The sequence below is a fragment of the Streptomyces sp. NPDC001796 genome, assembly GCF_042892355.1.
Taxonomy (GTDB): Bacteria; Actinomycetota; Actinomycetes; order Streptomycetales; family Streptomycetaceae; genus Streptomyces.
Map to the genome: position 1 here is coordinate 117,397 of NZ_JBIAUC010000007.1, position 14,467 is coordinate 131,863.

Annotated in this window: 12 protein-coding genes and 1 pseudogene; 9 read left to right on the forward strand and 4 right to left on the reverse strand. The window is 69.8% G+C overall.

The genetic code is table 11. From position 1 onward, the window contains the following. The first annotated feature begins 15 nt into the window (after positions 1–15). The 5 genes from ACFYZE_RS16790 (at position 16) to ACFYZE_RS16810 (ending at position 6,024) form a co-directional block, all read left to right on the forward strand. Positions 16–861: a siderophore-interacting protein gene (locus ACFYZE_RS16790; protein ID WP_388993782.1), complete on the forward strand. Its 846-nt coding sequence runs from the start codon at positions 16–18 to the stop codon at positions 859–861. A gap of 121 nt (positions 862–982) precedes the next feature. Beyond that, positions 983–2,449 (forward strand): lysine decarboxylase DesA, encoded by a 1,467-nt coding sequence (desA, locus tag ACFYZE_RS16795; RefSeq protein WP_388993784.1) that lies wholly within the window; start codon positions 983–985, stop codon positions 2,447–2,449. Next, positions 2,433–3,716 carry a lysine N(6)-hydroxylase/L-ornithine N(5)-oxygenase family protein gene (locus tag ACFYZE_RS16800; protein WP_388993787.1) on the forward strand — a complete coding sequence of 428 codons (1,284 nt, stop codon included), beginning with the start codon at positions 2,433–2,435 and terminating at the stop codon, positions 3,714–3,716. The genes desA and ACFYZE_RS16800 overlap by 17 nt, the downstream gene beginning before the upstream one ends. Further along, a complete protein-coding gene (locus ACFYZE_RS16805) occupies positions 3,713–4,255 on the forward strand; it encodes a GNAT family N-acetyltransferase (RefSeq protein WP_388993790.1) in 543 nt (180 codons plus the stop codon). Before ACFYZE_RS16800 ends, ACFYZE_RS16805 begins: the two co-directional genes overlap by 4 nt. Next, positions 4,252–6,024: an IucA/IucC family protein gene (locus tag ACFYZE_RS16810; protein ID WP_388993792.1), complete on the forward strand. Its 1,773-nt coding sequence runs from the start codon at positions 4,252–4,254 to the stop codon at positions 6,022–6,024. The genes ACFYZE_RS16805 and ACFYZE_RS16810 overlap by 4 nt, the downstream gene beginning before the upstream one ends. Positions 6,025–6,088: 64 nt before the next feature. On the opposite strand, the gene ACFYZE_RS16815 is transcribed toward ACFYZE_RS16810, so the two are convergent. After that, positions 6,089–7,678, reverse strand: a complete 1,590-nt coding sequence (locus tag ACFYZE_RS16815; protein ID WP_388993795.1) for a beta-N-acetylhexosaminidase — start codon at positions 7,676–7,678, stop codon at positions 6,089–6,091. A gap of 38 nt (positions 7,679–7,716) precedes the next feature. Between ACFYZE_RS16815 and ACFYZE_RS16820 the strand changes: the two are divergent. Continuing rightward, a pseudogene (locus ACFYZE_RS16820) lies at positions 7,717–8,190 on the forward strand (DUF4429 domain-containing protein); the annotation flags it as partial. A 25-nt stretch (positions 8,191–8,215) separates the two neighbouring features. Here the strand turns inward: ACFYZE_RS16820 and ACFYZE_RS16825 are convergent. Continuing rightward, entirely contained in the window at positions 8,216–9,781 is a 1,566-nt protein-coding gene (locus tag ACFYZE_RS16825) for a fibronectin type III domain-containing protein (RefSeq protein ID WP_388994385.1), read from the reverse strand. Positions 9,782–9,946: 165 nt separating this feature from the next. Here ACFYZE_RS16825 and ACFYZE_RS16830 point away from each other — a divergent pair, with 165 nt between their 5' ends. Next, positions 9,947–10,204, forward strand: coding sequence for a hypothetical protein (locus ACFYZE_RS16830; RefSeq protein ID WP_388993799.1), 258 nt, complete (start codon positions 9,947–9,949; stop codon positions 10,202–10,204). A 66-nt stretch (positions 10,205–10,270) separates the two neighbouring features. Continuing rightward, on the forward strand, positions 10,271–12,088 hold the full coding sequence (glmS, locus tag ACFYZE_RS16835; protein WP_388993801.1) for a glutamine--fructose-6-phosphate transaminase (isomerizing): 1,818 nt from the start codon (positions 10,271–10,273) through the stop codon (positions 12,086–12,088). Positions 12,089–12,215: 127 nt separating this feature from the next. On the opposite strand, the gene ACFYZE_RS16840 is transcribed toward glmS, so the two are convergent. Further along, positions 12,216–12,782 (reverse strand): GPR1/FUN34/YaaH family transporter, encoded by a 567-nt coding sequence (locus ACFYZE_RS16840; protein WP_388993804.1) that lies wholly within the window; start codon positions 12,780–12,782, stop codon positions 12,216–12,218. A 326-nt stretch (positions 12,783–13,108) separates the two neighbouring features. Continuing rightward, positions 13,109–13,636 (reverse strand): universal stress protein, encoded by a 528-nt coding sequence (locus ACFYZE_RS16845; protein WP_103838671.1) that lies wholly within the window; start codon positions 13,634–13,636, stop codon positions 13,109–13,111. A gap of 316 nt (positions 13,637–13,952) precedes the next feature. Between ACFYZE_RS16845 and ACFYZE_RS16850 the strand changes: the two genes are divergently transcribed. Then, positions 13,953–14,273, forward strand: a complete 321-nt coding sequence (locus ACFYZE_RS16850; RefSeq protein ID WP_388993807.1) for a hypothetical protein — start codon at positions 13,953–13,955, stop codon at positions 14,271–14,273. Positions 14,274–14,467: the final 194 nt, after the last annotated feature.

Genomic DNA, 14,467 nt, shown 5'->3' on the forward strand with positions numbered 1-14,467 from the left:
CGTTCAGGAGTACTCATGACGACGGCCGTAGCCGCCCCGTTCCGTTTCTTCTCCCTCCAGGTCGTACGGACGAGGCGGCTCGGCCCGTCTCTCGTCCGGGTCACCTTCGCCGGAGACGACCTGAACGCCTTCCGCTCCGACGGACGGGACCAGAGCCTGTCCCTGTTCCTGCCGCATCCCGGGCAGCCGGAGCCCGTCATCCCCCTGCACCTCGGCGACGAATGGTGGCACGGCTGGCGTGAACTCCCCGACGACGTACGGGCGGTGATGCGCTCGTACACGCTGCGCTCCCTGCGCCGCGACCCCGACGAGATCGACATCGACTTCGTGCTGCACGGCATCGAACCGGCCGCCGCGGCACCCGCCGGTCCCGCCTCCCGTTGGGCCTCCCGGGCCACCCCCGGCGACCGGGTCGTCCTCCTCGGTCCGGCCGTCGAGGACAACCGCGCGATCCGTTTCCGTCCGCCCGAGGACACCGACCTGGTGGTGATCTGGGCCGACGAGACCGCCGTGCCCGCCGCCTCCGCGATCCTCGAGTCGCTGCCCCCGGGAACGCGCGCCCAGGTCTGGCTGGAGGTCGGGCAGGCCGGTGACATCCAGGACCTGGTGACTCAGGCGGACGCCGAGATCACCTGGCTCGTACGCGACGGCGAGAGGTCCCCCATGACTCTCGCCGCGCTGCGGGACGCCGAACTCCCGCCCACGAAGGCCCCGTACGTGTGGATCGCGGGGGAGGCCGGCCGGGTGAAGGAGCTGCGTCGGCACTTCGTCGGCGAGCGCGGTGTCGACCGGCGGCGTGTCACCTTCGTCGGCTACTGGCGGCACGGACTGAGCGAGGAGCAGGTGCGCGAGGAGCAGTGACGGCGGTCACGACGGGGCGGAGTTTCTCTAGATCCAACTTAGGTTAGGCTAACCTAAGTTCCGACAGAGACGACTCCGCCCCTCTGCTGTCCCGCCCGGACTCCCCCACCGGAGGACCCACATGCGCTCGCACCTGCTCAATGACCTCACCGCGGAGCACTACCGCCGCTCCGTGACCGAAGGAGTGGAGCGGGTGGCCGACCGACTCGCCACCACCGACCGTCCGTTCACCGGCGTCACGGTCGACGCCCTCGCTCCCCGCATCGACGGGATCGACCTGGACCGCCCGCTGCACGACACCACCGCGGCCCTGGACGAGTTGGAGGAGCTCTACCTCCGCGACGCGGTCTACTTCCACCACCCCCGCTACCTCGCCCACCTCAACTGCCCGGTCGTCATCCCGGCCGTGCTCGGCGAGGCCGTCCTGTCCGCCGTCAACTCCTCCCTCGACACCTGGGACCAGTCGGCGGGCGGCACCCTGATCGAGCGCAGGCTCATCGACTGGACCGCCGAGCGGATCGGCCTCGGCCCGGCCGCCGACGGCGTGTTCACCTCCGGCGGCACCCAGTCCAACCTCCAGGCCCTGCTGCTGGCCCGCGAGGAGGCCAAGCCAGGACGGGCCGGGTGGGAAGCATCGGACACGCTCGCCAGGCTGCGCGTCCTCACCTCCGAGGTCAGCCACTTCAGCGTCAGGAAGTCCGCGAAACTCCTCGGCCTCGGCCCCGAGTCCGTCGTCGCCGTCCCCGTCGGCCACGACAAGCGCATGCAGACCGTCGCCCTCGCCCACGAGCTGGAGCGCTGCACCCGGGACGGCCTGATCCCGATGGCCGTCGTCGCCACCGCCGGGACCACCGACTTCGGCTCCATCGACCCGCTGCCCGAGATCGCCGAGCTGTGCGCGCAGTACGGCACCTGGATGCACGTCGACGCGGCCTACGGCTGCGGACTGCTGGTCTCGCCCCGTCGCCGCGGTCTCCTCCACGGCATCGAACGCGCCGACTCGGTCACGGTCGACTACCACAAGTCCTTCTTCCAGCCGGTGAGTTCGTCGGCCGTCCTGGTCCGCGACGCCGCCACGCTGCGGCACGCCACCTATCACGCGGAGTACCTCAACCCGCGCCGCGCGGTGCGGGAGCGCATCCCCAACCAGGTCGACAAGTCGCTGCAGACCACCCGCCGCTTCGACGCCCTCAAGCTGTGGATGACGCTGCGCGTGATGGGCGCCGACGGCATCGGGCAGCTCTTCGACGAGGTCTGCGACCTGGCGGCCGAGGGCTGGAGACTGCTCGCCGCCGACCCGCGCTACGACGTCGTCGTCGAGCCGCAGCTGTCCACGCTCGTCTTCCGCTACATCCCCTCCGCCGTCACCGACCCGGCCGACATCGACCGCGCCAACCTGCACGCCCGCAAGGCCCTGTTCGCCTCCGGTGACGCGGTCGTCGCGGGCACCAAGGTCGCCGGCCGCCACTACCTGAAGTTCACCCTGCTCAACCCCGAGACCACGGTGGACGACATCGCCACCGTCCTCGACCTGATCGCCGGCCACGCCGAGCAGTACCTGGGAGAGTCCCTTGACCGCGCGTCCTGAAGCCACCGGGAAGACGTACGACTTCGTCGGGATCGGGCTCGGCCCCTTCAACCTCGGTCTCGCCTGCCTCACCGAACCGATCGACGGCCTCGACGGTGTCTTCCTGGAGTCCAAGCCCACCTTCGAGTGGCACTCGGGGATGTTCCTGGAGGGGGCCCACCTCCAGACCCCGTTCCTGTCGGACCTGGTCACCCTGGCCGACCCCACCTCCCCGTACTCCTTCCTCAACTACCTGAAGGAGCGGGGCAGGCTGTACTCGTTCTACATCCGCGAGAACTTCTACCCCCTCCGTGTCGAGTACGACGACTACTGCCGCTGGGCCACCGAGAAGCTCTCCAGCGTCCGCTTCGGCACGACGGTCACCGAGGTGACGTACGCGGACCAGGACGAGGTGTATGTCGTACGGACGCAGAACGGCGGCACCTACCGCGCCCGCCGTCTGGTCCTCGGCACCGGCACCCCTCCCCACATCCCGGAGCCCTGCCGCGGTCTCGGCGGTGACGTCATCCACAACTCCCGCTACCTGGACCACAAGCACCGGCTCCAGGCCAAGGAGTCGATCACCCTGGTAGGCAGCGGCCAGTCCGCCGCCGAGATCTACCGCGACCTGCTCGGGGAGATCGACGTCCACGGCTACCGGCTGAACTGGGTGACCCGCTCCCCGCGCTTCTTCCCCCTCGAGTACACCAAGCTCACGCTGGAGATGACCTCCCCCGAGTACATCGACTACTTCCACGCGCTGCCCGAGCGGACCCGCTACCGCCTCACGGAACAGCAGAAGGGCCTGTTCAAGGGCATCGACAGCGATCTGATCGACGAGATCTTCGACCTGCTGTACCAGAAGAACCTCGACGGCCCGGTCCCGACCCGCCTGCTCACCAACTCCTCGCTGACGAGGGCCACGTACGAGGACGGCACCTACACCCTCACCTTCCGCCAGGAGGAGCAGGAGAAGGACTACGAGCTGCGCTCCCAGGCCCTGATCCTCGCCACCGGATACAAGTACGTCGAACCCGGCTTCCTCAGGCCCGTCCGCGACCGTCTGCGCTACGACCGGCACGGCAACTTCGACGTGGCCCGCAACTACGCGATCGACGTCACCGGCCGGGGTGTGTTCCTGCAGAACGCCGGCGTCCACACCCACTCGATCACCTCACCCGACCTGGGCATGGGCGCCTACCGGAACGCGTACATCATCCGGGAGCTGCTCGGCGCCGAGTACTACCCCGTCGAGAAGACGATCGCCTTCCAGGAGTTCGCCGTATGAGCACCGCCGACATCGGCACCTTCACCTTCCGCCCCCTCGACCCGGGCGGCGACGCCGAGCTGCTGCACGCCTGGGTCACGCACCCCAAGGCGGCCTTCTGGATGATGCAGGACGCCACGGTCGGCGACGTGGAGCGCGCCTACCGGGAGATCGCGGCCGACGAGCACCACCACGCGCTCCTCGGACTGCACGACGGCGAACCCGCCTTCCTGATGGAGAGGTACGACCCGGCCCACCGGGAGCTGGCCGGGCTGTACGAGCCGGAGCCGGGCGACGTGGGCATGCACTTCCTCGTGGCGCCGACCGGCACGCCCGTGCACGGGTTCACCCGGGCCGTCATCACCGCGGTGATGCGGCACCTGTTCGCCGACCCGGCCACGCGCAGGGTCGTCGTCGAGCCCGATGTGCGCAACACGGCCGTGCACGCACTGAACGCGGCGGTCGGGTTCGTACCCGAACGCGAGATCGAGAAGCCGGAGAAGAAGGCACTGTTGAGTTTCTGCACCCGTGAGCGGTTCGAGAAGGCGGTGGCGGCATGACCCTCGCCGACGCCGTGGCCCATCTGTCCCCCGAGCGCTGGGAGAAGGCCAACCGCCTCCTCATACGCAAGGCCCTGGCCGAGTTCGCCCATGAGCGGCTGATCACCCCCGAGCGGGAGGAGGACGGCCGGTACGCGGTCCGCAGCGACGACGGGCTCACCCGCTACCGCTTCACCGCCACCCTGCGCGCCCTCGACCACTGGCAGGTCGACGCGGACTCGATCACCCGTCACCGCGACGGCACCGAACTGCCGCTCGCCGCCCCGGACTTCTTCATCGAGCTGAGGCGGTCGCTGGGCCTGAGCGACGACATCCTGCCCGTCTACCTGGAGGAGATCTCCTCCACCGTCTCCGGCATCTGCTACAAGCTCGCCAAGCCGCAGGTCACGTCGGCGGAGCTGGCCCGCTCCGGTTTCCAGGCGATCGAGACCGGGATGACGGAGGGCCACCCCTGCTTCGTCGCCAACAACGGGCGGCTCGGCTTCGGCATCCACGAGTACTTGTCGTACGCGCCCGAGACCGCGAGCCCGGTCCGGCTGGTGTGGCTGGCGGCGCATCGCTCACGGGCGGCGTTCACGGCGGGCGTGGGGATCGAGTACGAGTCGTTCCTGCGGGAGGAGCTGGGAAGTGCAACGCTGAAGCGTTTCCGCGACGCACTCTCGGACCAGGGCCTGGACCCGGCCGACTACCTGCTCATACCCGTCCACCCCTGGCAGTGGTGGAACAAGCTCACCGTCACCTTCGCCGCCGAGGTCGCCCGCCGGAACCTGGTGTGCCTCGGCGAGGGCGACGACGAGTACCTGGCGCAGCAGTCCATACGCACGTTCTTCAACGCCTCGCACCCGGAGAGGCACTACGTCAAGACGGCCCTCTCCGTGCTCAACATGGGCTTCATGCGGGGCCTGTCGGCCGCCTACATGGAGGCCACCCCGGCGATCAACGACTGGCTGGCCCGGCTGGTCGAGAACGACCCGGTGCTGAAGTCGACGGGCCTGACGATCATCCGGGAGCGCGCGGCCGTCGGCTACCGGCACCTGGAGTACGAGGCGGCCACCGACCGCTACTCCCCCTACCGGAAGATGCTCGCGGCCCTGTGGCGGGAGAGCCCGGTGCCCTCGCTCCAGGACGGCGAGACCCTGGCGACCATGGCGTCCCTCGCCCATGTCGACCACGAGGGCGCGTCCTTCGCGGGGGCGCTGATCGAGCGCTCGGGACTCCCACCGACGGAGTGGCTGCGACGGTACCTGCGGGCGTACCTCGTTCCGCTGCTGCACAGTTTCTACGCCTACGACCTGGTGTTCATGCCGCACGGCGAGAACGTCATCCTCGTCCTGAAGGACGGCGTCGTACAGCGCGCGATCTTCAAGGACATAGCGGAGGAGATCGCGGTCATGGACCCGGAGGCGGTGCTGCCGCCGGAGGTGGCGCGGATCCGCGTGGAGGTCCCGGAGGACAGGAAGCTGCTGTCGGTCTTCACGGACGTCTTCGACTGCTTCTTCCGCTTCGTCGCGGCGCACCTCGCCACCGAGGGGATCCTCGAGGAGGAGAACTTCTGGCGGACGGTCGCGGAGGTCGCCCACGAGTACCAGGACGCGAACCCGCAGCTCGCCCACAGGTTCCGCCGGTACGACCTGTTCGCCCCGGAGTTCGCCCTGTCCTGCCTCAACCGGCTGCAACTGCGGAACAACAAGCAGATGGTGGACCTGGCGGACCCGTCGGGGGCGCTGCAACTGGCCGGGACCCTGAAGAACCCGATCGCGGGCCTGTGATCAGCGGTCGCAGACGGGCGGGCACCCCGGTGTACGGTCCGCCGGGGTGCCCGTCGTGCTTCGGCTACCGCGCGGGCCAGGGAACCTGCGGCGAGCGGTAGTAGGCGATGCCGAGTGCCTCCCAGCGCGGCGCCTGGGCCGCGAGCCGCACCCGGTAGGTGTTCCAGTCGTGCGTGGCGGCCGGTGACCAGCCCAGTTCGGCGACGCCCGGCAGCCGCGGGAAGGTCATCCAGTCGATGTCGTGGTCCGTGACGATCGTCTCGGACCACAGCGGTGCCTCGACTCCGGCGATCGCGGAGGCGGGCGCGCCGGGGAGGTAGGCGCCCGGGTCCCAGTCGTAGGAGCGGCGCACCTCGACCAGCCCCGCCCAGTCCTGCCCGAGCGGTGTGTCCGCGGTGTACTTCATGTCCAGGTAGACCCGGTCGGCCGGGGACAGGATCAACGGAGTCCCGTTGCGCGCGGCCTCGGCGACCTGGGCCTTCTCGGCCGCGCTGGTGCTGTCGAGCCCCCAGTACTGTGCGAGCGCGCCCTTGACCGGGTGCGCGCCGGTCACCTGGTGCCAGCCGATCACCGTCTTGCCGTACCGCTCGACGATCGGCTGCACGCGGTCCATGAACTTCACGTAGTCGTCGTGGCTGGTGGAGTGCGCCTCGTCGCCGCCGATGTGGAGGTGGCGCCCCGGTGTGAGCGCGGCGAGTTCACGGATGACGTCGTCCACGAAGTCGTACGTCACCTGCTTGGGAGCGCACAGCGAGCTGAAGCCGACGTCGGTGCCGGTGTACAGCGGCGGCGCCACGCCGTCGCAGTTCAGGTCGGCGTACGAGGCCAGGGCGGCGTTGGTGTGGCCGGGCATGTCGATCTCGGGGACGACCTCGACGTAGCGCGACGCCGCGTAGCGGACGATCTCCTGGTAGTCGGCCTTGGTGTAGTAACCTCCCTTGCCGCCGCCGACCTGGGTCGAGCCGCCGTAGCCCGCCAGGCGCGGCCAGGAGTCGATGGCGATGCGCCAGCCCTGGTCGTCGCTCAGGTGCAGATGCAGTTCGTTGATCTTGTAGGGGGCCAGGGCGTCGACGAAGCGCTTGACCTGGGCGACGGTGAAGAAGTGCCGGGCGACGTCGAGCATCGCGCCGCGGTAGGCGTAGCGCGGGGTGTCCGTGATGGTGCCGCCCGCGACCGGCCAGGGGCCGTGCTGCACGGTCTTCTTCTCGACGGCCGCGGGCAGGAGCTGACGCAGCGTCTGCACGCCGTGGAAGAGGCCGGCGGGCTCGCGGGCGGTCAGAGTGACGCCTCGGGGGCCGCTGTCGAGGCGGTAGCCCTCGGCGCCGTACGGGCCGTCCTGGAGGCGGAGCCGGATGCCGCCGGTGCCGTGCGTGGTGACCGGTAGCCGGTAGCCGGTCGAGGGGCGCAGGACGTCGGCGAGGTAGCCGCCGATGCGGCGGACCGCGCCGGAGTCGTCCACGCGGATGCGGGTGGCGGGGGTGATCTCGTACGGGGATCCGCCCGGTTGGACCGAGGCGGGCGCCGGGATCACCCGGTCGAGGGGGGTGGCGGTGCGGACCGCCCGGTCGGGTGCCCCGGCGGTGACGGACAGGCCCGCCGCCGCGACGAGCAGCAGGGTGCCTAGGAGGCGGGGCGTTCTGTGGTGCTGTCTCACATGCGCTCCCTTCCACGAGGTGCCACGGGCCGGTCCGCTCCGGACCCGATGGGTATAGACCACTCTCTCGCGAACGGGATCGGAACTGGAAGACGGAGGCCTCGAAGCAGGCCGCGGGCACGCGCACACTGCCGGTCGCCGACATCACCGGCGTGGAGTGGCAGCCGGCGGTCGGTCTGGAGAACGGCTGCCTCCGCTTCACCGTGCGGGGAGCCGAGACCAAGGCGCCGCCGAAGTACGACCCCAACTCGGTGGAGCTGTGGGGCTTCAAGAAGGACGCGCATGGGGCGCTCGTCGCGGCGGCCGTCCAGGCCCGGCTGCCGCACCCGGCGGCGCCCGTGGACGCCGTGCCACTGCTCAAGGAGCGGTCCGCGCCCGCGCGGGACGCCGTGGAGAACGAGCACGACGCCCTGCTGCGGCGGCTGCGGGAGCTGGGCGAGCTGCACCGCGAAGGGGTCCTCACCGACGAGGAGTTCGCGACGGCCAAACAGGCGGTCCTCAAGAGGATGTGAGGACCGCCCCCTCGTCGAGGTTTCACTACTTGGCCCGGCGCGCCACCGTGAAGTGGTCGATGCGGTCCCCGGCCTCGGCGATGCCCGAGACCTTCAGCTTGGCGTAGTGGCCGCTCGGCGCGGGCTCGACGTCCACGCGCAGGAACGAGTAGTTGAGGTAGCGCACCCGGGACCAGGCGACGGTCTCGTTGACCTTGCCGTCCTTGGTGTTGATGAAGGAGGCGACGGAGTCGACCTCGTTCAGGTGCCCCTCGTAGGAGTCCGGCGCGCTGAACGCGTACAGGCTGCGGCCGGCCGCGCCCGCCGTCACGTAGACGACACCCTCGGTCTCGGGGTAGGCCGTCTCGCCGATCGGCAGCTTCTTGGCGACCTTGTCGCCCTTGATGACGTCGGTTCGCTCGTACTGGTGGTTGTGGCCGTTGATGACCAGGTCCACCGTGTACTTCTCGAACAGCGGCACCCACTCCTGTCGCACGCCCCCCTCCGAGGCGTGCGCCGTGGAGGTGCAGTACGCGCAGTGGTGGAAGAACACGATGATGAAGTCGACGTCCTTCGAAGCGCGGTACTTCTTCAGCTGCGCCTCGAACCACGTGGTCTGGGTGCCGCCGGAGATGCCGAGGTTGGCCGGGATCTCGAAGGAGACGTCGTTCGGGTCCAGCGAGATGATCGCCGTGTTGCCGTAGACGAAGGAGTAGACGCCCGGCAGGTTCTTCTTGTCGGGCCCGTTGTCGGGGAGCGTGAAGCGGGCCTCCTCGCCGCCGTAGCCGTTGGGCGAGTACCAGGCCTCCATGTCGTGGTTGCCGTAGGAGACCATCCACGGCACGGACTTGGCGACCGACTCGGTCTGGGCGAGGAACTGGTCCCAGGTGCGCGAGTCGAAGCCGGTGTCGGTGGCCTTGCCCTGGCCGGCCGGGTCACCGTAGGCGATGTCGCCGGCGTGCAGGTGGAAGACCGGGTTCTGGCCGAGGATCAGGCTGTCGTTGGCCAGCGCGTGGTAGCTGACGCCCTGGTCGCCGAAGGCCGTGAAGGTGAACGGCTCCTTGTGCGCGGGGGCGGTGGTGAAGGTGCCGAGGGTGCCCAGCAGGTGGCGCTCGGCCGGGTCGAAGCCCTCGTGGCCGACGCCGTAGTAGTACGTCCTGCCGGGGCGCAGGTGGGTGAGCTTGGCGTGCAGGTAGTACTGGGTGTGGTTGCCGCTCGCGCCGACGCCCGCCGGGGTGTAGAGGGTGCGGACCTCGGCGGGGATCTTGCGGGACAGGTCCCAGGGGTGGGCGCCGACCCGGATGAACGGGTTCTTCACGGCGACCGGGACCTGCCAGGAGACGGTGATCTCGGTGCGCGGGTCGTTGCCGAAGGCGAGGTGGCGGCCGAAGGGGGCGACGAGGGCGCCGTCGACGCTCTCGACGGCGGGGGCGGTGCTCTGGGTCGGGACGGCGGCCTGGGCGGTGGCACCCGGCACGAATGCGCCACCCGTGACGGCGCCCAGGGTGACGGCTCCGCCTCTGATCATCGTGCGCCGGGAGAATCTCGCGCGCAGGTACTCGTGCTGCTCCGCCATGCTCATGCGGGCCGCGAGCTTCTCCGGTACTCCCATACGAGGTATGTCCATGTGGCCAGAACTTCCTCCACATAATCAACGTGGCGCAGGACACAGGATGGACAGCCGTCGAACGGGATCCCACAAGAACTTCAACAGGCATCTGCCCGAAATCGGGCACGATTCTTGCGATTCCGGCGTTCTTACCTCAGGATCTACCGGGTGCACGACGAACTTGTCGATCATCTGACGCGGACCACGCCCCTGAGCCGGGGCGAGGCGCTGCGCGTGGTCCAGGACGTGCTCGCCTATTTCGACGAGACGACCGAGGAGTTCGTCCGTCGCCGCCACCGCGAACTGCAGGCCCAGGGACTGGTGAACGCGTCGATCTTCGAACGGATCGAGGCGGACCTGAAGTATCGCGCGGTGGCACCGCCCGAGCTCACGCTCCGGCAACTGCGGCGCATCGTCTACGGCTGAGTCCACGACTGAGCCACCGGACGACCGCCCCATCCAGACGGGGTCAAAAGGGACTTAAGGAAACATATGTGCGGAATCGTCGGATACATCGGTAAGCGTGATGTGGCCCCGCTCCTTCTGGAGGGTCTGCAGCGGCTGGAGTACCGCGGCTACGACTCGGCGGGCATCGTCATCACCTCGCCGAAGACGGCGGGCCTGAGGATGGTCAAGGCCAAGGGCCGGGTCCGCGACCTGGAGGCCAAGGTCCCCGCGCGCTTCAAGGGCACCACCGGCATCGCCCACACCCGCTGGGCCACCCACGGCGCCCCCTCCGACGTGAACGCGCACCCGCACATGTCGGCCGACAACAAGGTCGCCGTCGTCCACAACGGCATCATCGACAACGCCGCCGAGCTGAGGAAGAAGCTGGAGGCGGACGGCGTCGAGTTCCTCTCCGAGACCGACACCGAGGTCCTCACCCACCTCATCGCCCGCTCCCAGGCCGAGAAGCTGGAGGAGAAGGTCCGCCAGGCCCTGCGGCTGGTGGAGGGCACGTACGGCATCGCCGTGATGCACGCCGACTTCCCGGACCGGATCGTGGTGGCGCGCAACGGCTCGCCCGTCGTGCTCGGCATCGGTGAGAAGGAGATGTTCGTCGCCTCCGACGTCGCCGCCCTCGTCGCCCACACCCGCCAGATAGTGACGCTGGACGACGGCGAGATGGCGACGCTGAAGGCCGACGACTTCCGCACCTACACCACCGAGGGCACCCGTACGACGGCCGAGCCGACCACCGTGGAGTGGGAGGCCGAGTCGTACGACATGGGCGGCCACGACACCTACATGCACAAGGAGATCCACGAGCAGGCCGACGCCGTGGACCGGGTGCTCCGCGGCCGCATCGACGACCGGTTCTCCACCGTGCACCTGGGCGGCCTGAACCTGGACGCCCGCGAGGCCCGGCAGATCCGCCGTGTGAAGATCCTCGGCTGCGGCACCTCGTACCACGCGGGCATGATCGGCGCCCAGATGATCGAGGAGCTGGCCCGCATCCCGGCCGACGCCGAGCCGGCGTCGGAGTTCCGCTACCGCAACGCCGTGGTGGACCCCGACACGCTGTACGTGGCGGTGTCGCAGTCCGGTGAGACGTACGACGTGCTGGCGGCCGTGCAGGAGCTCAAGCGCAAGGGCGCGCGGGTGCTGGGCATCGTCAACGTGGTCGGCTCGGCGATCGCGCGTGAGGCGGACGGCGGCATGTACGTCCACGCGGGGCCCGAGGTGTGCGTGGTGTCCACCAAGTGCTTCACGAACACGACGGTGGCGTTCGCGCTGCTGGCACTGCACCTGGGCCGCACCCGCGACCTGTCCGTCCGTGACGGGAAGCGGATCATCGAGGGCCTGCGGAAGCTGCCGGAGCAGATCTCCGAGGTCCTGAAGCAGGAGGAGGAGATCAAGAAGCTGGCGGAGCAGTTCGCGGACGCCCGCTCGATGCTGTTCATCGGGCGTGTGCGCGGCTACCCGGTGGCCCGTGAGGCCTCGCTGAAGCTGAAGGAGGTCTCCTACATCCACGCCGAGGCCTACCCGGCCTCCGAGCTGAAGCACGGTCCGCTCGCGCTGATCGAGCCGGCCCTGCCGACGGTCGCGATCGTGCCGGACGACGACCTGCTGGAGAAGAACCGCGCGGCCATGGAGGAGATCAAGGCCCGCAGCGGCAAGATCCTCGCGGTGGCGCACCAGGAGCAGGAGAAGGCCGACCACACGATCGTGGTGCCGAAGAACGAGGACGAGCTGGACCCGATCCTGATGGGCATTCCGCTGCAACTCCTCGCCTACCACACGGCGTTGGCGCTGGGCCGGGACATCGACAAGCCGCGGAACCTGGCGAAGTCCGTGACGGTGGAGTAGTCCGCGCCGGCCGACTGCGCCGCGATCTCGCGGGTTCGAACGTCAGCAACCCCCTGTGTGCCACCACCACAGGGGGTTGCTCTTTCGGAGGGGCCGGGGCCGCCCAAACCCCGGCCCGGTCGCTGCCTCAGCCGGCGGCCGTCACCCCCCGGCCGGCAGCGCGTCGCGGAAGGGCGGTGGGCCAGTGGGCGAGGGCCGCGGTCGCCGCGTACCAGGCCACCGCTCCCGCCGCCACGGCGAACCAGCCGCCGGCCTTGCCGAGCGCGTCGTTGCCGGCGAGGCGGCCGATGGCCAGCAGCAGCAGCGAGACGAAGAACAGCCCGTAGGTGCCCTGGTCGAGCAGGCCGCCGGACGCTCCGAGCGCCAGGCTCAGGGTGACCAGGGCGAACAGCAGGAGGAAGAGTCCGGCGGCGTGGTCGGACATCTGGTTGCCGGCCGTGACGGCCCAGGTGAACCACAGGGCGCCGAGCGCCGAGAAGGCGGTGCCCGTGGCGGTGTCACGGTCGCGGAGGGCGAGCAGGCCGGCGAGGAACAGGGCGACGCCGCCTACATAGTGGGCCAGTGACACGGCGTCAGCCGTCGTGACGCCGTCGATGACCTTGGTGGATCCGAGCCCGAAGGCCAGCAGCGTGACGCCGAGCGCCAGCCGGCCGACGATGGTGGTGGTGCCTCCCGCAGAGACGTCGTTGTCCACGGCGGGCTCCCTTCTTGTCCTGCGTGTACGGTGCGCGGTGACCGATATATGCCCTTCACAAGGGCACAAACACCTCCGGACGCGAAGGAATTCGTGGAGCGCGGAAAGGGGGTCGGCGGTACCCACGGCGCATCTCACCCGGGCCAACGGGAAGTTGCGGAATCACAACGGCGGAGGTGCGAGCCGGGGGCGCGCGCCGGCTGTAAATCGCGCCCCGCAGGGGGCCGCGGGAAACGGCGCGAGCGACCTCGTACGCCCCGCAGGCGGCGCGCAACCCGCCGGGGCACACCGGTGGCCGGACCGGTGAGCACACGCGGAGCGACAGCTCAGGGAATGACGATCACCGGGCGCTGAGCGCGCTTGGCGAGACGGCCGGCGACCGAGCCGAAGATGCGGCCGACGATGCCGTGCGTGGAGCCGACGACGATCGCGTCCGCCTCGTACTCGCGGCCCACCTCTTCGAGTTCGTGGCAGATGTCACCGCCGCGCTCGACCAGGATCCAGGGCACGTCGGCGAGATGATCCGCGCAGGCCAGCTCCAGCCCCAGGACCTCCGTACGGTGGTCCGGCACGTCCACGAAGACCGGCGGCTCGCAGCCCGCCCACACCGTGGTGGGCAGCCGGTTGGCGACATGGACGATGATCAGGCCCGACCCCGAGCGGTACGCCATGCCGATCGCGTACGCGAGGGCGCGCTCGCTGGAGGTGGATCCGTCGAAGCCGACGACAACGCCGTGCTTGAACGCGGGATCGCACGAAGGGCGTGGCTCTTCCGCCGCCAGGGGATCGGTCGCCGTCGGGTCGGCGACCGGCCGCTTGCGGTCCGCGGGTTCGGAGAATTCGTGACCGGCCATGGCTGTCTCGGCGATGTGATCCTTTGTCGGGGACGACGGTGTGCGGCGGAGCTGTGTCCGGGAATCGTCTTCCCGTCCCCATACCCCCAAGGGTACGGCGGCACGCCTCCTTAGCCCAGATCCCGCACAGGCTGCACGGGGTTCCAGGGAGCATGCACGAGGGAACGCCCGTAACGCAATGGTTGCTGCCCCGTACAGGCGGTTTGCGGGGCGTTCACTCGCGCACCGGTACGGACCGCGCACCAGGGGACACGGCAGTGACCGACCGGCCGCACCCGCGTTGAATCCGGTGACCCACCGCCGGAGGGAGCACGCCGTGTCCGGACCCCGCACCACCCCCCGGAAGCGCCCCGCGTCGAACAGGGCGACCGATGTGACCCGCTGGGCCGCCTTCTGCTGCGTCCTGGTCCCCGCCGTCCTCGTCTGGTACGGCACCTCGCTCGCCGCCGCCGTCAGTACCGCGCTCGGTCTCCTGGCCGTCACCCTCGCGTGCGGCGCCCTGCTCCGGCAGTCGGAGCGGGGTGCCGCGCGCCTGCGGGCCGAGGAGATCGCCCCGCACCGCGGACGCCACAGCCGGACCGGAACGGGGGCGCACAGAGGCGGACGTCACAGTGGTGGAGACACTCCGGTCGACTGACCGGTTTCCGCGCACGCGCCCGTATCTTTTCAGCCAACTTCTCAATCTCGTGCATCACGCCGCCGAACAGCCCCCCACCCCCCGTTCGACCTGCGCTGAAAGGGTCCCGGACGGCGCGCGCACCCTACGGGGATTGGCCACCGGGACGAGGCGCACTTCCCTGCACGCTCCACGAGTGCAACCCTTCGTGATCG

Bases quoted from the DNA above. Each gene is read 5' to 3' on its own strand.
- ACFYZE_RS16790 (WP_388993782.1), top strand. From the start codon at position 16: ATGACGACGGCCGTAGCCGCCCCGTTCCGTTTCTTCTCCCTCCAGGTC.
- ACFYZE_RS16825 (WP_388994385.1), bottom strand. From the start codon at position 9,781: ATGGGAGTACCGGAGAAGCTCGCGGCCCGCATGAGCATGGCGGAGCAG.
- ACFYZE_RS16845 (WP_103838671.1), bottom strand. From the start codon at position 13,636: ATGGCCGGTCACGAATTCTCCGAACCCGCGGACCGCAAGCGGCCGGTC.
- ACFYZE_RS16810 (WP_388993792.1), top strand. From the start codon at position 4,252: ATGACCCTCGCCGACGCCGTGGCCCATCTGTCCCCCGAGCGCTGGGAG.
- desA (WP_388993784.1), top strand. From the start codon at position 983: ATGCGCTCGCACCTGCTCAATGACCTCACCGCGGAGCACTACCGCCGC.
- glmS (WP_388993801.1), top strand. From the start codon at position 10,271: ATGTGCGGAATCGTCGGATACATCGGTAAGCGTGATGTGGCCCCGCTC.
- ACFYZE_RS16805 (WP_388993790.1), top strand. From the start codon at position 3,713: ATGAGCACCGCCGACATCGGCACCTTCACCTTCCGCCCCCTCGACCCG.